The sequence below is a fragment of the Salipiger sp. PrR007 genome, from assembly GCF_010499845.1.
Lineage (GTDB): Bacteria > Pseudomonadota > Alphaproteobacteria > Rhodobacterales > Rhodobacteraceae > Salipiger > Salipiger pacificus_A.
Window position 1 is genome coordinate 46,236 of the sequence record NZ_JAAGOZ010000050.1, and the last position, 17,511, is coordinate 63,746.

Genomic DNA, 17,511 nt, shown 5'->3' on the forward strand with positions numbered 1-17,511 from the left:
CTCGGTCCGGCACGCGCATCCCCTCTTGCCAATTCCCCGCCACGGCGCGAAACCTGTGGCCATGGCACGCGACACCGACAACCCCGCAGATCCGTTCAAGAAGGCTTTGGCCGAGGCCACCAAGGTCATGGCCGACGACTCCGAGCTCACGGTCAACTATTCCGTCGACCCCTCCGGCGTCTCCGGTGACATCATGCGCCTGCCGCAAGTGTCGCGCCGCATGACCCGCGACGAGGTGCTGCTGGCCCGCGGCACCGCCGACGCGCTGGCGCTCTACCGCCGCTACCACGACGGCGCCACCCACGCCCGCTATGCGCCGCAAGGCGAGATGGCGCGCGAACTCTACGAAGCCATGGAAACCGCCCGCTGCGAGGCGATGGGCGCGCGCGACATGCCCGGCACCGCCGGCAACATCGACGCCAAGATCGGCCACGAGGCGGCGCGCCGTGGTTATGGCCAGATCACCCAGGCCTCCGAGGCGCCGCTGCCGGTGGCCGCGGGCTACATGATCCGCCACCTCGCCACCGGGCGCGACCTGCCCAAGGACGCCGCCCACGTGATGGAACTCTGGCGCGGCTTCATCGAGGAGCAGGCCGGCGGCACGCTTGAGGATCTGCAGACGAAGCTGGCGGACCAGTCGGCCTTTGCCCGTTTCGCGCGGCAGATCATCACCGACCTCGGCTATGGCGACCAGCTGGGCGAGGATCCCGACCAGCTCGATGACGAGGCGCAGGACGAGGCAGAGCCCGGCACCGAGGACGAGCAGGAGCCCGATTCGACCGGCCAGGACGACCAGGACCAGGACGAGGCCGAAGCCTCGCCCGAACAGTCGCAGGAGCAGACCCAGGACCAGAGCCAGGCGCAGGTCTCGGCCGACGACATGGCCGACCAGGAGATGGGCGAGGAGGCCGAGCTGCCCGAGGGCGACGCGCCGATGGACCCGCCGCCCCCCGCCCCCGTCTCCGAGGCCGACCCAGGCTACAAGGTCTACGATTCCACCCACGACGAGGAAATCCTCGCCGAGGAGCTGGCCGAGCCGCAGGAGCTGGAGCGCCTGCGCGCCTATCTCGACCAGCAGCTCGAGCCGCTGAAGGGCGCGGTCTCGCGGCTTGCCAACAAGCTGCAGCGCCGCCTGCAGGCGCAGCAGAACCGCAGCTGGGAGTTCGACAAGGAAGAGGGCGTGCTGGATGCCGGCCGCCTCGCCCGGGTCGTCGCCAACCCCACCACGCCGCTCTCGTTCAAGGTCGAGAAGGACACCGAGTTCCGCGACACTGTGGTGACGCTGCTGATCGACAATTCGGGCTCGATGCGCGGCCGGCCGATCTCGATCGCGGCGATCTGCGCCGACGTGCTGGCCCGCACGTTGGAACGCTGCTCGGTGAAGGTCGAGATCCTCGGCTTCACCACCCGCGCCTGGAAGGGCGGGCTTGCGCGCGAGAAGTGGCTGGCCGAGGGCCGCGAGCAGCAGCCGGGGCGCCTCAACGATCTGCGCCACATCATCTACAAGAGCGCCGACTCGCCTTGGCGCCGGGTGCGCGACAACCTCGGCTTGATGATGAAAGAGGGCCTGCTGAAAGAGAACATCGACGGCGAGGCGCTGGAGTGGACGCACCGCCGCATGGCGCACCGCCCCGAGGCCCGCAAGATCCTCATGGTGATCTCCGACGGCGCGCCGGTGGACGATTCCACGCTCTCGGTGAACCCGGCCAACTACCTCGAGAAGCACCTGCGCGACGTCATCGCCATGGTCGAGCGCAAGAAGCAGGTCGAGCTGCTGGCGATCGGCATCGGCCACGACGTGACCCGCTACTACGAGCGCGCGGTGACGATCACCGACGTCGAGCAGCTGGCGGGCGCAATGACCGAGCAACTCGCAGCGCTTTTCGACTCCGACCCGCGGGCACGCGCCCGGGTCATGGGTATCCGCCGCAGCGGTTAAGACCACGGGGCCGAGGGCCAGCCCCTCGGGCTCCCCGGGTTGCTCCGGCCTGGAAGGAAGGCGCAGGTTGGCCTCGCTTCTTCCACGGGCAAACTTCCAGGGGCAAACACCCCGGGGCGCAGTGCCGCGACGCGGCAAGCGGGGCAACGCCCCTGCCCCCTTCGACACGATTTCAGGAGACCTCCGCATGTTCCAGACATTCGAGCAGAGCGCTTCCCCCGAACAGGGCCCGCCGCGGCTCGCGGCGCTGCGCGCCGAGCTTGCCGCCGAGGGGCTCGACGGCTTTGTCGTGCCGCGCGCCGACGCGCACCAGGGCGAATACGTCGCGCCGCATGACGACCGGCTGGCCTGGCTCACCGGCTTCACCGGCTCGGCGGGCTATTGCGTGGCGCTGATGGACAAGGCCGGGGTTTTCGTCGACGGGCGCTACCGCGTGCAGGTCAAGTCGCAGGTGGCCAAGGAGTTCACACCGGTGGACTGGCCCGAAGTCGGGCTTGCCGAGTGGATCGCCGAGGCGCTGCCCGACGGCGGCACCGTGGGGCTCGACCCCTGGCTCTTCTCGGTCGAGCAGATGCGCGGCCTCGAGCGCGGGCTCGGCGCGGTGGCGCTGCGGCTCTGCGATAACCTCGTGGACCGCGTTTGGGACGATCAGCCCGCCCCGCCGATGGGCGCGGTCTTTGCCCAGCCGGTGGAGCTCGCCGGCGAGGCGCATGGCGACAAGATCGCCCGGCTCGCGAAGGGGCTCGGCGCGGCGGATGCCTGCGTGATCACCCTGCCCGACAGCCTTGCCTGGCTGCTCAACATCCGCGGCTCGGACGTGGCGCGCAACCCGGTGCCGCACGGCTTTGCAATCCTGCACGGGACGGGCCGGGTATCGCTTTTCATGGCGGCGCAGAAGCTCGAAGGGCTGGGCGATCATCTCGGCCCGCAGGTTGAGGTGAAGACACCCGAGGACTTCGTGCCCGCGCTGGAAGCCCTGGGTGGCACGGTGCAGATTGATCCCGCGACCTGCCCGGTCGCGGTGCAGACCGCGCTCAGGGGCTGCGAGATCGTCGAGGCGACCGATCCCTGCCTGCTGCCCAAGGCCCGCAAGAATGCCGCCGAGCTTGCCGGCGCACGCGAGGCGCATCTGCGCGACGGCGCCGCCATGGTCCGTTTCCTGCATTGGCTCGACAGCCAGACGCCGGGCACCTTTACCGAGATCGACGCCGTGGTCGCCCTCGAAGAGGAGCGCCGCGCCACCAACGCGCTGCGCGACATTTCCTTCGAGACCATCTCGGGCGCCGGGCCGAACGGCGCCATCGTGCACTACCGGGTGACCGAGGCGACAAACCGCACAACCCAGCCGAACGAGCTGCTGCTGATCGACAGCGGCGGGCAATATGTCGACGGCACCACCGACATCACCCGCACCATGGTGCTGGGCGAGGCCGGCTCCGAGGAGAAGGACGCCTTTACCCGCGTGCTGAAGGGGATGATCGCGCTGTCGCGGCTGCGTTTTCCGGCGGGGCTTGCCGGACGCGACATCGACGTGCTCGCGCGTGCCGCGCTCTGGGAGGCGGGGCTCGACTATGGGCACGGCACCGGCCACGGCGTCGGCGCCTACCTGTCGGTGCACGAGGGGCCGCAGCGCATCGCCCGTACCGGCACCGTCCCGCTCGAGGCCGGGATGATCCTGTCGAACGAGCCGGGCTTCTATCGCGAGGGGTCTTATGGTATCCGCATCGAGAACCTCATCGCGGTGGAACCCGCGCCCCCCCTTCCCGGCCAGACCGTAGCCAAGATGCTGCGTTTCGAAACACTGACCTGGGTGCCGATCGACCGGCGCCTGATCGAGACGGGGCTGCTGACCGCTGCGGAACGTGACTGGCTGAACGCCTACCACGAAGGGGTTTTCGAACGCATCGCTCCGCTTGTCACGGGCGCCGTGCGGGACTGGCTCGAGACGGCCTGCGCGCCGCTTTGACACAGGACTGTCGCAAAGGCGTTGATATATGATGGGCGGATAAGGGGAGAGACATGATGTTGAAACAGATTGCCGTCCGCCCGGCTTCGGGCACTTGGGTCATCCGCGCCGGTGGCGCCGTGCTTGGCGAAAGCAGCCGCGCCCTCGAGTTGACCGAAGGCGACAAGCCTCTGACCATCTTCTTCCCGCGCGAGGACGTGGCCATGGCCTTCCTTGAGCCGAGCGCCTACCGCAGCACCAGCGCGGCGCTTGGCGACGCCGAGCATTACCATATCGCCTCGAAGAGCCGCACCTACGCCAACGCGGTGTTTTCGTACCTCGACCCCAAGCCGGACGCCGCAGGGATCAAGGGCTACCTGGCCTTCGACATGCAAGATGGCGTGGCTGTCGAACAGGTCTGAGCCGGAAACCCGCGCAGACACAAAGGCCGGCCCGAGAGGCCGGCCTTTTGCTTTCCAGATACGGGACCGCGCTTCAGCCCTTGCGCAGGTTGTCTCGCAGACGGCTGACCTGATCGCGCAGGGCCAGCAGGTCGTCGACGCTCATGCCGCTCTGCTCGGCGATGCAGCTCGCGATATGCGCGGTGCGGCCCCGGAGCGCCTGCCCTGCCTCGGTGAGCGCGATGCGCACCTGCCGCTCGTCCTCGGCATCGCGTCGGCGGGTCAGCAGGCCCGTGGTCTCGAGACGCTTCAACAGCGGCGTCAGCGTGCTCGACTCGAGCTGCAGCTGGCGCGAGAGCGTGCCCACGGTCGGCGCATCGGTGGCGGACCAGAGCGCGCTCATCACGAGGTATTGGGGATAGGTCAGCCCAAGAGCCTCGAGATGCGGGCGATAGGCTTGCGTCATCGCGTGCACTGCCGAGTAGAGCGAAAAGCAGACCATGTCCTGCGGCGAGAGCGCGGAGGTCTGCGGATCGCGCTGGCTTTCGGACTGCGGTTCGATGGGTTGGGCTGCGTCGGTCATCTGCCCCATATAAATCGCGCACGATCCATTCTCAAGCGATTGACTTCTCCTAGGTGCCGCATATCTATCGTGCACGATATAATCGACAACAAAGGAGTCACCCATGCCCCAGACCGATCTCGACGTGAAATACTGGACCGAAGCGCAGGCTTCCGGAAGCGGTCGCGATGGTGTGACCAAGCTCGCCTCGGGCATGCTCACGGTCACGATGAACAGCCCCAAGGAACTGGGCGGCTCGGGCAAGGGACACAACCCAGAAGAGCTCTTCGCCATGGGCTATGCCGCCTGCTTCCTCAGCGCCATGCGCTTCGTCGCGCAGGCCGAGAAACTGGGCAACGTCCCCGCCGATACCACGGTCGATGCGCATGTGGGGATCGGCGCCCTGCCCGCGGGCGGCTTTGGTCTCACCGTGAAGCTGGTCGCGAAGATGCCGGGGCTGGAAAGGGATGTGGCCGAGAGCATCCTCAAGCGCGCGCATGAGGTCTGCCCCTATTCGAACGCCACGCGCGGCAACATCGAGGTTGACCTCGAGCTGGCCTAGAGAAGCGGCTCCCCGGACAGCCGGCCCGAAGCGCATTGCTCCGGGCCGGCCTTTCAGCTGTGCTCTTCCTCCGCCGTCGCCGCCAGGGCGCGATTGTAGGCCTTGAGCGCATCGACGTGGAACAGCGCGCCCTGCAGCACCGGCGCCTCGTCGGGACCGCTGCGGGTCACCACCGGCAGGTAGGCCACGCCCGACTTGTCAAAGAGCGGTAGCGCTGCCTCCAGCGTCGCCTGCGCGGTCACGTAGAGTCCCTGCTCGATCATCCGCAGGCAGGCTTCCTCGTCCGCAGCCCCCTCGTCCGTGGGCTTGCGCATGACCCCCTGCACCCGGAACATCGCCAAGAGGTAGGCTTGCGGCCCGGCCGCAAGCTGGACGTTGCGCCGCGCCAGCTGCGACAGGAAGAAGCTGCGGTCGACGAGCCGAGAGGCCACCGCGGTGGACATCGAGACCGAGACCATCACCGCGAGCCCGGTCTGCCAGTCGCCGGTGAGTTCGAAGACGATGAGCGTGGTCGAGATCGGCGCGCCGAGCACCGCCGCCGCCACCGCGCCCATGCCCGCCAGCGCGTAGAGAGTGAACACCGAGCTCTGCTCGGGAAAGAGCCCGGTGGCGATATGGCCAAAGGTGAGCCCGGTCAGCGCGCCCACCATCAACGAAGGTGAAAACACCCCGCCGCCCATGCGCCCGGCCATGGTGATCGACACCGCCGCCACCTTCACCGCCGCGAAGACGAAGGCCTGACTTAGCGTCAGCTGCCCCGACAGCGCACGCGACGTCGTTTCATAGCCGACGCCGATGATATGCGGGAAGGCGATGGCGATGGCCCCGAGCAGCAGGCCCGCGACTGCCGGACGCAGCCAATGCGGCAGGCCGAGACGCTTCTGGATCGCCGTGCCCAGCCCGTCGGACCAGAACAGCGCCTTGATCATCAGCACCGCCACCAGCCCGCAGACCAGCCCCATGAGGAAAAACGCCGGCAGCTCGAGGTAGAACTCCACCGTGGTCGTGCCGGGCAGAACGAACTCGGTCACATCGCCGAAGTAGAGCCGGTTGATCACCGTGCCCGCGGCGCTGGCGACGACGATCGGGGCAAAGGCGTGCAGGGCGAAGTGGCGAAGGATCACCTCGAGTCCGAAGAGCGCCCCTGCGATAGGCGCGTTGAAGCTCGCCGAGACCGCCGCCGCCACGGCGCAGCCCAGCAGGTCGCGCCCGGTGATGCCGTCGACGCGCAAGAGGTTCGACACCGACGAGGCGATCATCGCCGCGATATGAACGACCGGACCCTCTCGGCCGGTGGAGCCGCCGGTCGAGAGCGTGATCCACGAGCAGAGCGCCGAGGCAATGCCCGCCTTCTTCTCGACTCGCCCATCGTTCAGCGCCGCGCCCTCGATCACGTCCGACACGCTGCGCACCCGCCCGTCGGGGGTGAACTTCTGCAAGATGAGTCCGACCGTCGCGCCGCCCGCCACCGGGATCAGCAGCACGTAGACCCAAGGCAGCGTCTCGGCGAAGCTGGCCAGCAGGTTCACGTCCTCGGTGCCGTAGACGAAGGCCTGCAGCCTTTGGATGGCCAGCCGGAAGAGCAGCGCGGCAAGGCCCGCGGCGGCCCCCACCAGAAGCGCGATCACCCAGAAGGTGACCTGCCCCGGCCCCTTGTGGCGCAGCGTGTCCCAGCCCCGGCTGCAAAGCGCGCGTGTCTCGCGCCACTGATCGGCAATCTGCTGCGGCATTCCTCGGTCCCATGGCTTTCGCAGGGCGCGCGCGGCGGCTAAGGTCGCCCCGATTTTCCACGGAGGTTTCTCAATGCCCGTCGCCGAAGCCCTGGAGGCTCTTGATGCCTTCCTAGGCGAACGATTCACCCGCTCCAAGTCCGAACTGGAGCAGCATGGCCGTTCCGAGTCCTATTTCCCCCTCACCCCGCCCGATGGTGTCGCCTACCCCGAAACCCCCGAGGAGGTGCAGCGCATCGTGCAGATCTGCGCCGAGCACGCCTGCCCGGTGATCGGCTGGGGTGCCGGCAGCTCGCTCGAGGGCCACGGCCAGGCGGTGAAAGGCGGCGTGGTTGTCGATTTCACCCGCATGAACAAGGTGCTGGAAATTCGCCCCGCCGACATGGACGTGACCATCCAGCCCGGCGTCACCCGCGAGGCGCTGAACGAGGAGCTGCGCGCCACGGGCCTCTTCTTCCCGGTCGATCCCGGCGCCAATGCGACGCTCGGCGGCATGGCGATGACCCGCGCCTCGGGCACCACCACGGTGCGCTACGGCTCCATGCGCGACAACGTTCTGGGTCTGAAGGCGGTGCTCGCCGACGGGCGCACCATCGAGACCGGCACCCGCGCCCGCAAGTCGGCGGCGGGCTATGACCTCACCGCGCTCTTCGTCGGCTCCGAGGGCACGCTCGGCCTCGTCACCGAGCTGACGCTGCGGCTGCACGGCATCCCCGAGGCGGTCTCGGCGGGCATCTGCGCCTTCCCCGACATGGGCAGCGCGGTCACCGCGGTGATGGAGACGATCCAGATGGGCATCCCCATGGCGCGGATAGAATTTGTCGACGCCGCCACCGCCTGTGCCTTTTCCAGCTATTCGGGCATGGCCATGGCCGAGAGCCCGCACCTGCTTGTGGAGTTCAACGGCTCGCCCGAGAGCGTCAAGCAGGACGCCGAGCGCTTCGCCGAGATCGTCGCCGACAACGGCGGCAGCCCCTTCGAGTGGTCCGCCCGCGAAGAGGAGCGGCGCGCGCTCTGGGCGCTGCGCCACAACGGCTATTACGCCATCCTCGCCTCGCGCAAGGGCGCGCGGGCCGTGGTCACCGACATCTGCGTGCCGATCTCGCGCCTCGCCGAGGCGGTGGAGGAGACGCAGGCCGACATCGCGCAAAGCGGCATCCCCGGCCCGATCCTCGGCCACGTCGGCGACGGCAACTTCCACGCCATCCTTCTGGTCGACCCCGACACGCCCGAGGAGCTCACCGAGGCCAAGCGCCTGTCGCACCGCATGGCAGAGCGTGCCCTGCGCATGGGCGGCACCTGCACCGGCGAGCACGGTGTGGGCCACGGCAAGCTGGCCTACATGCAAGAGGAGCACGGGGACGGCTGGCACGTGATGGGCGAGATCAAGCGCGCGCTCGATCCGCAGAACATCATGAACCCCGGAAAGCTGGTGCCTCAGAACTGAAATGCGAAAGGCCGGCTCCCCATGGACCCGGCCTTTTCGCTGCAGATGGGAGCGTTCAGCCGCGCCAGAACCGCACGGTGAACAGCACGAAGACCGCCATGATCTCGAGCCGACCGACCAGCATGGCGAAGGACAGCAGCCATTTCGCGGTGTCGTTGAGCGTCGCGAAGTTGCCCGCCGGGCCGATGATCTCGCCCAGCCCCGGCCCGACATTGGCCAGCGCCGTCGCCGCGCCCGAGACCGAGGTGACGAAGTCGAGCCCGGTGAAACCGAGCGCCACCGACAGCACCCCGAGCGAGACCACGAAGAAGACGAAATAGGCCATCACCGAGCTCAGCACGTCATCGGCCACCGGGCGGCCGTCGAAGCGTGGGGTGAAGACGCCATGCGGCGCGCGGATGCGTTTGAGCTGCACCCGGATCGAGGCAAAGAGCAGCTGGTAGCGGAAGATCTTCACCGAGCAGGCGGTCGATCCGGCGCAGCCGCCGATAAGGCCGATGAAGAAGAACAGGGTGATCAGGAATGGCCCCCAGCCCATGTAGTCCACCGAGGCATAGCCCGTGCCCGAGATGATCGAGCTGATGTTGAACAGCGACTCGCGGATCGCCTGCTCTGGGTGGTGCGGGAAGAGCGCGACAAGCGTGACGCTCATCACCGCCACCAGCGCGAGGATGGTTCCGAAGAAGGCGCGCACCTGGCTGTCGCGCCACAGCGCCGTGTGGTGACCGTTCAGCATCTGCACGTAGCGCACGAAGGGCAGCGCGGCGGCGAGCATGAAGAAGGCGGCGACATATTCCGCCGGCCCCTGGAAACCGCCGAAAGAGGAATCGTAGTTGGCGAACCCCCCGGTCGAGAGCGTGGTCAGCGCATGCACCGTGGCGTCGAAGGCATCCATCCCGCAGAACATGTAGGCGGCGGCACAGGCCAGCGTCATTCCAACGTAGATGGTGGAGATGGACGAGGCGATCTCGGTGGCGCGGGGCAGAATCTTGCCCATGGTCTCAAAGGCCTCGGACCGGAAGATCTGCATGCCGCCCACCCGCAGCTCCGGCAGGAAGACCATGGCGACAACGATGATCCCGATGCCCCCCAGCCATTGCAGGATTCCGCGCCACAGCAGGATTCCCTTGGGCAGCGCGTCGAGCCCGGTGAAGACCGTCGATCCAGTGGTGGTGATCCCCGACATGGCCTCGAAGAAGGCATCGACGATGCGCGCCTCGGTCGCCCCCAGCATGAAGGGAATGCCCCCGAAGAGCGGCAGCACCACCCAGGCCCCGACGGTCAGCAGGAAGGTCTGCTGCAGGGTCAGCCCCTGCCGCCCGGCATTAGCGCAGGCAAGGCTCACCAGCCCGCCGCAAAGCATGGTAATCAGCGCGCTTTCGAGAAAGACGGGCCAATGTTCGCGCCCCTCGACAACATCGACGAGGAACGGAACCAGCATGCAGCCGCCGAGCGTCGTGACGAGCAGACCGAGAACGTAGGCAACGGGGCGGACATCGAACATGCGCGAGCCTTCGCCCGGCCATGCGTGCCTGTCAAGCGCCGCGCTACGGCAGCCGGTCAGTCACCGAAAAGGTCGCGAAAGACGTGCGGCAGGATTTGCTCGCGCGTCAGCCCCATCTCGGCAAGGCGCTCATCGCTCTGGCTTTCCAGCACTAGGATCTCATGCATCCTTGCCCGGCGCAGCCCATAGGCGTTGATGCCCTGTCCGAGACCCGCGAAATAGGCATCTATCCTGGCACGCAGCGAACCGCGTCCCAGTCCGATGGTGACATTGTCTGCGCCGCTGCTCGTCGCCATGCCGAGACCTCCGGTGGGTTGCCTGCCCTCCCGCCAAGAGCTTGCCCCTTTTCGCCTTGGAAATTCATGACCGGTCGCGGGAAAATTGCCGCAACGCAGAAAAATGCCGCCGGAGTGACCGGCGGCATTGCGCGAGTGCCGAAACATGTGGCAGCGCGGCAAGCGCCGCGGGAAAGATCACCCCCGGTGGATGAGGCTCGGGAAGAGCGTCGGATCGAGGCTGGTCTGGGCAAAGGTCGGCCCCTGCGTCAGCAGCGCCACCGCGTCATGCGAGTGCAGGCTCTCCTGGTGACTGCACATAACGCGGAAATCGCCGATCCGGGCATCCCCGGCCATCGCCTCGGCGAAGAGCCGCGCCGCGTCCTCGACGAAGATCGGGTTGGCGGCGTTGAGCTCGGCGAAAGCCTGTTCGTCTTCGCGCTTGACCATGACCTGGGTCTCGGTCGGCACCGCGCCGCGGCACAGGCCCACGAGGTCCTCGAACCACAGGCAGTCGTCGCTGTCGTCCTCGAGCACCACCGACACGCGCGCCACCGAGCGCTGCGAGTGCGGCGTGGCCAGCTGGCCGCGGAACTGGCGGGCGTGCTCCGAGAGCTCCAGCGAGCAGGGGCAGGTCGAGCTGTAGACGTAATCGAGATGGGCGATGCGCTGGCGCACGCCGTTCTGCTCCACCAGTTCCAATGCAAGGTCGTAGTACTGGTAGCCCGACAGGCCCGAGCGCAGGCTCGTCACCGTCATCGGGAAGGAGAAGCGCATCTGGATGCGCGCGTCGAAACTCTCGAGATCCGACATGTAGTCATTCAGCGCCGCCTCGATCACGCCGAAGCTGAAGCTCTTTTCGGCATGGATGTAGAAGCTGCGCATGATGCGCGACATGTTGATGCCCTTCTTGTCGGCCTCGAGGCTGACCGTGCCGGTGACCGAGGTCTCGAGCATGAGCGACGAGCCATTCTTCAACCGGTAACTGATGGGCAGGCGGAAATTGGAAATGCCGACGTGCTGAATGCGCACATTTTCGCCACGAATGAGCGAGGCCGGACCGTTTTGCAGGTCAGGCAAGGACGTTTTGTATGCGTCGTCGACCGAGAACCCCTCGGGATACTGGCGCGAGAAGATCGGATAATCCTGCGCGGCACCGAGGAGTTTCAGAAGCGCGGGGTCGAGATCGGTAATTTCACTGTCGTCGGCTACTTGGGTCCACTGACGGAGAAGGGCCAGTGCGGCTTCTGCGTCGTCACGGCTTGGGTTGCGGTCTACTACCGGCGAATACACATTCATGTCCTGCCCTCCGAGGCGGGGGTTCGTTCCAACGTACTTAGGATGTTTTACCGAAATTTCCACTATTTACGACCCTTATACGGGCGCACCTATTCTTATGGATCATCTATTGCGGGCAAAAATGTGGCCGAGCAAATGTTAATTTCCTCGGCCGCACAATTCTTACGCAACATCCAGAGCTTGTTGAATATCTGCAACAAGATCGCCGGTATCCTCGATGCCGACCGAGAGCCGGATCAGCCCGTCAGCGATCCCAAGTCCTTGACGCTGCTCGGGGGACAGGCGCTGGTGGGTCGTCGTTGCGGGGTGCGTGGCGATGGACTTCGCGTCCCCCAGGTTGTTCGAAATCAGGATCACCTTGAGCGCATTGCAGAAGCGGAAGGCTGCCTCTTTTCCGCCTTTAATCTCAAAGGCGACCATCGTGCCCCCCGCCCCAAGCTGGCGCAGCGCCAGGGCGTTCTGCGGGTGGCTCTCCAGCCCAGGGTAGCTCACACGGGCCACCTTGGGGTGGGTGATGACCGCTCTGGCGATCGCATCGGCAGACGCCGTCTGGGAACGCACCCGCAGGTCGATCGTCTCGAGACCCTTGAGCATGATCCAGGCGGTGAAGGGGCTCATCGAACCGCCGGTGTGCTTCATGTAGGGCTCGATCACGCCACGGATGATCTCGCGCGAGCCGAGGATCACCCCGCCAAGCGCCCGGCCCTGGCCGTCGATATGCTTGGTGGCGGAATAGACCACCACATCGGCGCCCTGCTCGATGGCGCGGCTGTAGACCGGGGTCGAGAAGACGTTGTCGACCACCACCTTGGCGCCGGCCGCATGGGCCAGCTTGGCCACGGCCTCAATATCGACCAGTTCCAGCGTCGGGTTGGACATGCTTTCGAAGAAGACAAGATCGGCGCCCGGCTTCAGCGCCTTTTCCCATTGTTCCAGATCGGCCCCGTCGACAAAGACCACCTCGACGCCGAAACGGGTCAGGATCGTTTCGAGCACGTAAAGGCACGAGCCGAAGAGCGCGCGCGCCGCGACAACGCGGTCTCCGGCCTTCAACATCGCCGTCAGCGCGCCAGATACGGCAGCCATGCCCGAGGCGGTGGCAAAGGCATCCTCGGCGCCTTCCAAGAGCGCGATGCGCTCTTCGAACATGGCGACGGTGGGGTTGCCGTAGCGGGCGTAGATAAATTCGTCCGGCTCGGTCTTGATGAAGCGCGCCTCGGCCTGCTCGGCGCTGTCATAGGCAAAGCCCTGGGTGAGGAAGATGGCCTCGCTCAACTCTCCCCACTGGCTGCGCTTGGTGCCGCCATGGACCAGCTCGGTCCGCGATGCCTTCTTGAATTCTGCCATGATCTTCCACCTTTCTGTGCCCGGACGATCCCTTTGCGCCGGAAATGAAAAAGCCCCACTCGCGGTCAAGCGAAAGGGGCTCTCTCGTCCGACCTTTTAGCGGCATGTTTTACGTGGCCCGCAATCCGTCAACAAATCGCCACGGCGCCGAAATACGCCGCCGATGTCTTTCGGTCAAGCGCGACGAAGGCAAGCCGCGCTGCGATTGAATGTCACGGCCCGCGCGTCGCCGCGCAGGGGTGCTTGTCATTCCCCGTGCTCGCCCCGCATCATGCGGATGTCAGGGCAGTCACGAAGCAGGCACGGACAGACATGGAAAGCGCGCTCTTTCAGGCCTCCATCTATCTCGCGGCAGCGGTGATCGCCGTGCCGATCGCAACGCGGCTGGGGCTCGGCTCGGTGCTGGGCTACCTGCTGGCGGGGATCATCATCGGACCGGGCCTGCACCTCGTCTCGCATACCGACGACCTGCGCCATTTCGCAGAGTTCGGCGTGGTGATGATGCTTTTCATCATAGGGCTCGAGCTCGAGCCGCGCGCGCTCTGGGACATGCGGCACCGTCTGATCGGGCTCGGCGGGCTGCAGATCCTGCTGACCATGGCGGCGATCACGGCGGTGGTCATGGGGCTTGGCACGGCCTGGACCACCGCGCTCGCGGCGGGCATGGTCTTTGCCCTGTCGTCCACCGCCATCGTGCTGCAGACGCTCTCGGAAAAAGGGCTGATGCAGACCGCCGGCGGGCGCTCTGCCTTCTCGGTGCTGCTGACACAGGACATCGCGGTGATCCCGATGCTGATCCTGTTGCCGCTGCTTGGCGCGCCCATGGCGGCCTCGCTCGGCGCCGACGGCGCGATCCAGCTGCCCGAGGGCGATCATGGCGCGCATGGCATGTCGTTGGTCGCCGGCCTGCCCGGCTGGGCCGTGGCGCTTGTGACCCTCGGCGCGGTGGCGCTGATCATCCTCGCGGGCATCTACGGCGCGCGGCCGCTCTTCCGGCACATCAATGCGTCGCACCTGCCCGAGATGTTCACCGCCGTGGCACTGCTGATCGTGGTCGGCATCGCCTTCCTCATGGGGCTGGTCGGCCTCTCGCCGGCGCTCGGCACCTTCCTTGCCGGCGTGGTGCTGGCGAACTCGGAATTCCGCCACCAGCTGGAAAGCGATATCGAGCCCTTCAAGGGGCTGCTGCTGGGGCTCTTCTTCATCACCGTGGGCGCGGGGCTGAGCTTCGCCGACTTCCTGCGCGAGCCCTTCGTGCTGCTGGGCATCACGTTGGGGCTGATCCTCGTCAAGGGTGCAATCCTCTACGTGCTGGGCGGGCTCTTCCACCTGCGCGGGCGCGACCGCATGCTCTTCACCCTGTCGCTCGCGCAGGCGGGCGAGTTCGGTTTCGTGCTGATCTCCTTTGCGCTGCAACAGAGCGTGATGACCGAGGCCTTCGGCCAGCGCCTGCTGATGGTGGTGGCGCTGTCGATGCTGATCACCCCGGCGCTCTTCATCCTCTACGACAAGCTCTCGGCCAAGCTCGAGGACAAGTCAGACAGCCGCCCGGATGACAGGATCGACCGCGAAGGGCCGATCATCCTCGCCGGGATCGGGCGCTTCGGGCAGATCGTCAACCGGCTGGTGCAAAGCTCGGGCTACAAGACGGTGGTCATCGATCACGACATGCAGACCATCGAGCTGATGCGGCAATTCGGGGTCAAGGGTTTCTTCGGCGACCCCACCCGCCCCGAGCTGCTGCACGCGGCGGGCATCTCAAAGGCCAAGGTTCTGGTGGCCGCGCTCGACGATCCCAAGGCCACCACCAAGCTCGTGCGCTTCGCCAAGCGCATCCGGCCCGAGATCTTCATCATCGCCCGCGCCCGCGACCGCACCCATGTCTACGAGCTCTACCAGGCTGGGGCGGACAAGATCGTGCGCGAGATGTTCGACAGCTCGCTGCGCGCCGGGCGCTACGTGCTCGAGCAGGTGGGGCTGACCGAATACGAGGCCGCCATCGCCGAGGAAACCTTCTATCACCACGACCGCGAGACCATGCGCGAGCTGGCCACCCTCTGGGAGCCGGGCACGCCGCCATCGCAGAACCCGGCCTATGTGCGGCGCGCGCGCGAGTTGGAGAAGGATCTCGAAACGGCGCTGTTCAGCGCGCTCGAGGCCGAGCGGCACGACGCGGCCTGACTTGGCCAGAAGGTATTCCACGGCATACAGAGATCGGAAATTCCCCTTCCCTCACAAATGATTAGCTGAAATTTGAGGCAAATCGCCGCGTGCGACACGGTGCTCTCGGGATTGTCATTGCCTCCGGGCATTTCGGGGATGCTGCACCTGCAGCATTGGGCTATTCGGGCCGCGCCGGAGGTGGACCAAGACCCGCGCACGCGGCGCCGGCCACGTCCCGCCCTTCGGTATCTCAGATGCGAATAGCCTCGACATGCCCCAAGCCTCCAAGCCTCCCCAGATCGTCATCGTCGGTGCCGGCACCGCCGGCCTGAACCTCGCCACCCGCCTCAGCCGACGCCTCGGCCAGGCCGGCAAGGCCGAGATCACCCTCGTCGACGAGAACCTCTCGCACATGTGGAAGCCGTCTCTGCACGAGTTCGCCGCAGGGACCAAGGGGTTCGACGAGGAGATCAGCCTGCTCGAGCATTCCCACCGAAACGAGTACAACTTCCGCCTCGGCCGGTTCACCGGTATCGACCGCGAGAAGCGGCTGGTGGAGCTGCAGGCGGTGAACGACCCCAGCAACCGCCCGCTCGCCCCGAAGCGCGCCCTGCCCTATGACATCCTCGTGCTCGCCATCGGCAGCCGCTCAAACGACTTCGGCACGCCGGGCGTCGCCGAGAACTGCATGATGCTTGACACTCCGGCGCAAGCCAAGCGCCTGCAGGCCGAGCTGCTGAACCTCTTCCTGCGCTTCCAGACCGGCGCGCTCGGCACCGCCGAGAAGCTCGAGCTGACCATCATCGGCGCGGGGGCAACCGGCGTCGAGCTGGCCGCCGAACTGCGCGAGGCCGCCGGGCAGTTTGCCCGCAACGGCATCCACAAGGTGCGTCGCCCCGACGCGGTGACCATCCGCCTGATCGAGGCGGCACCGCGCGTGCTGAGCGCCCTGCCCGAGACCATCTCGGCCAAGGTCGCCCGCCACCTGCGCGAGTTGCACATCGACGTGCTGACCGGCGCCCGGGTGGCCCGGATCGAGCCCGGCTCGGTGGCGCTCGCCGACGGCACCACGCTCAGCTCCAACCTGACCGTCTGGGCAGCGGGGGTGCGCGCGCCCGAGGTGATCGGACAACTCGACGGTTTCGAGACCGGCAGCCTTGGCCGTCTCAAGGTGCGCCCCACCCTGCAGACCTTCGCTGACGAGCGCATTTACGCGCTCGGCGATTGCGCCGATTGCGCCTGGCCCGCCAAGGAGACCTCGCTGCCGCCACGTGCCCAGGTTGCCACCCAGCAGGCCGAGTTCATGGAGCGCCAGATCGTCGCGCAGGTCGCCGGCAAGCCGCTCAGGGACTTCTCTTACGCCGACCACGGCTCGCTGGTGGCGATCAGCAACGAGGGCGCGGTGGGCTCTCTGATGGGCAAGGCGATCGGCACGATCACCATCGAGGGGTGGCTGGCGCGGCGCGCCTACCGTTCGCTGCATTTCCTGCACCGCAAGTCGGTGCTGGGCCCCTGGCGCGCCACCATGGGCGCCCTGCTCGGCGGCGCCTCGAGCCGCATTCGCCCCAAGCTGAAGCTGCACTGAGCCGGCCCGGACAGCGCCAATGAAAAAGGGCTGTCCCCGCGGGGACAGCCCTTTCCTATTCGTCGGGAGGGAAGCGCGCTCAGGCGGCACGCAGACCGAGAACCTCGTCCACCTGGCGGGCTGCAGCCACTTCGTCGCCGCCCGAGACGGCGGCCACTTCGCGGGTCAGGCGCTCAAGCGCGGCTTCGTAAAGCTGACGCTCGGAGTAGCTCTGCTCGCGCTGGTCATCGGCACGGTGCAGGTCGCGCACCACTTCGGCAATCGCGATCAGGTCGCCCGAGTTGATCTTCTGTTCGTATTCCTGCGCACGGCGGGACCACATGGCGCGCTTGACCTTGGCCTTGCCCTTGAGCGTCTTCATCGCCTGGCTCACGACATCCGGCGAGGACAGCGAGCGCATGCCGATCTCGGTCGCCTTGTGGGTCGGGACCCGCAGCGTCATCTTGTCCTTCTCGAAGGAGATCACGAAAAGCTCCAGCTTGAGGCCGGCGATTTCCTGCTCCTCGATCGACATGATCTGACCCACGCCATGGGCCGGGTAGACCACGTAGTCATTCGGGCGGAATTCGTTCTTCTTGGTCTTGGTCATCCAACAGCGTCCTTAGCAGCGAAACTTGCGCACACGCGACACGAAGACGGACGGGATGCTAGGAGGTGCATTCCGTTCGTCTGGTTTTACGCGAAAAGCTTAACCCCCGGGGTGCAGATCGGCCCGGTCAAGTGTGCATGGTTTCAACATGAGTGGCGCAGAA

At 66.6% G+C, this 17,511-nt stretch carries 14 protein-coding genes and 1 riboswitch; of the genes, 7 read left to right on the forward strand and 7 right to left on the reverse strand.

The annotated features are described in order from the left end of the window. Positions 1-61 precede the first annotated feature (61 nt). From cobT to G0Q01_RS19280, 3 genes are all read left to right on the forward strand, one after another. A complete protein-coding gene (gene cobT, locus G0Q01_RS19270) occupies positions 62-1,939 on the forward strand; it encodes a cobaltochelatase subunit CobT (protein ID WP_164191705.1) in 1,878 nt (625 codons plus the stop codon). A 187-nt stretch (positions 1,940-2,126) separates the two neighbouring features. Continuing rightward, complete coding sequence (locus G0Q01_RS19275) at positions 2,127-3,905, forward strand: aminopeptidase P family protein (protein ID WP_164191708.1); 1,779 nt, start codon at positions 2,127-2,129, stop codon at positions 3,903-3,905. 56 nt (positions 3,906-3,961) lie between these two features. Beyond that, complete coding sequence (locus G0Q01_RS19280; protein WP_108965090.1) at positions 3,962-4,306, forward strand: DUF427 domain-containing protein; 345 nt, start codon at positions 3,962-3,964, stop codon at positions 4,304-4,306. 73 nt (positions 4,307-4,379) lie between these two features. On the opposite strand, the gene G0Q01_RS19285 is transcribed toward G0Q01_RS19280, so the two are convergent. Continuing rightward, positions 4,380-4,868, reverse strand: a complete 489-nt coding sequence (locus G0Q01_RS19285) for a MarR family winged helix-turn-helix transcriptional regulator (RefSeq protein WP_235940273.1) — start codon at positions 4,866-4,868, stop codon at positions 4,380-4,382. 103 nt (positions 4,869-4,971) lie between these two features. On the opposite strand from G0Q01_RS19285, the gene G0Q01_RS19290 reads away from it, so the two are divergent. Then, positions 4,972-5,409 carry an organic hydroperoxide resistance protein gene (locus G0Q01_RS19290; RefSeq protein WP_164191719.1) on the forward strand — a complete coding sequence of 146 codons (438 nt, stop codon included), beginning with the start codon at positions 4,972-4,974 and terminating at the stop codon, positions 5,407-5,409. Between the two features lie 53 nt (positions 5,410-5,462). Here G0Q01_RS19290 and G0Q01_RS19295 read toward each other — a convergent pair whose 3' ends face one another. After that, positions 5,463-7,139 (reverse strand): chloride channel protein, encoded by a 1,677-nt coding sequence (locus G0Q01_RS19295; protein ID WP_164191723.1) that lies wholly within the window; start codon positions 7,137-7,139, stop codon positions 5,463-5,465. A 73-nt stretch (positions 7,140-7,212) separates the two neighbouring features. Between G0Q01_RS19295 and G0Q01_RS19300 the strand changes: the two genes are divergently transcribed. Next, positions 7,213-8,586 carry an FAD-binding oxidoreductase gene (locus G0Q01_RS19300; RefSeq protein WP_164191727.1) on the forward strand — a complete coding sequence of 458 codons (1,374 nt, stop codon included), beginning with the start codon at positions 7,213-7,215 and terminating at the stop codon, positions 8,584-8,586. A gap of 55 nt (positions 8,587-8,641) precedes the next feature. On the opposite strand, the gene G0Q01_RS19305 is transcribed toward G0Q01_RS19300, so the two are convergent. The 4 genes from G0Q01_RS19305 to metZ form a co-directional block, all read right to left on the reverse strand. Further along, a complete protein-coding gene (locus G0Q01_RS19305; RefSeq protein ID WP_164191730.1) occupies positions 8,642-10,090 on the reverse strand; it encodes a TrkH family potassium uptake protein in 1,449 nt (482 codons plus the stop codon). Between the two features lie 56 nt (positions 10,091-10,146). Beyond that, on the reverse strand, positions 10,147-10,386 hold the full coding sequence (locus tag G0Q01_RS19310) for a hypothetical protein (RefSeq protein ID WP_164191733.1): 240 nt from the start codon (positions 10,384-10,386) through the stop codon (positions 10,147-10,149). Between the two features lie 177 nt (positions 10,387-10,563). Next, positions 10,564-11,664: a GTP cyclohydrolase FolE2 gene (gene folE2 / locus G0Q01_RS19315; protein ID WP_164191737.1), complete on the reverse strand. Its 1,101-nt coding sequence runs from the start codon at positions 11,662-11,664 to the stop codon at positions 10,564-10,566. A 162-nt stretch (positions 11,665-11,826) separates the two neighbouring features. Then, positions 11,827-13,011, reverse strand: coding sequence for an O-succinylhomoserine sulfhydrylase (metZ, locus tag G0Q01_RS19320; protein ID WP_164191740.1), 1,185 nt, complete (start codon positions 13,009-13,011; stop codon positions 11,827-11,829). A gap of 76 nt (positions 13,012-13,087) precedes the next feature. Beyond that, positions 13,088-13,164, reverse strand: a riboswitch (SAM riboswitch). A gap of 159 nt (positions 13,165-13,323) precedes the next feature. Between metZ and G0Q01_RS19325 the strand changes: the two genes are divergently transcribed. After that, complete coding sequence (locus tag G0Q01_RS19325; RefSeq protein WP_164191743.1) at positions 13,324-15,192, forward strand: monovalent cation:proton antiporter-2 (CPA2) family protein; 1,869 nt, start codon at positions 13,324-13,326, stop codon at positions 15,190-15,192. Between the two features lie 253 nt (positions 15,193-15,445). Beyond that, complete coding sequence (locus G0Q01_RS19330; RefSeq protein WP_164191747.1) at positions 15,446-16,759, forward strand: NAD(P)/FAD-dependent oxidoreductase; 1,314 nt, start codon at positions 15,446-15,448, stop codon at positions 16,757-16,759. 79 nt (positions 16,760-16,838) lie between these two features. On the opposite strand, the gene G0Q01_RS19335 is transcribed toward G0Q01_RS19330, so the two are convergent. Next, positions 16,839-17,348 carry a CarD family transcriptional regulator gene (locus tag G0Q01_RS19335; protein WP_066105780.1) on the reverse strand — a complete coding sequence of 170 codons (510 nt, stop codon included), beginning with the start codon at positions 17,346-17,348 and terminating at the stop codon, positions 16,839-16,841. Between the last annotated feature and the right edge of the window lie 163 nt (positions 17,349-17,511).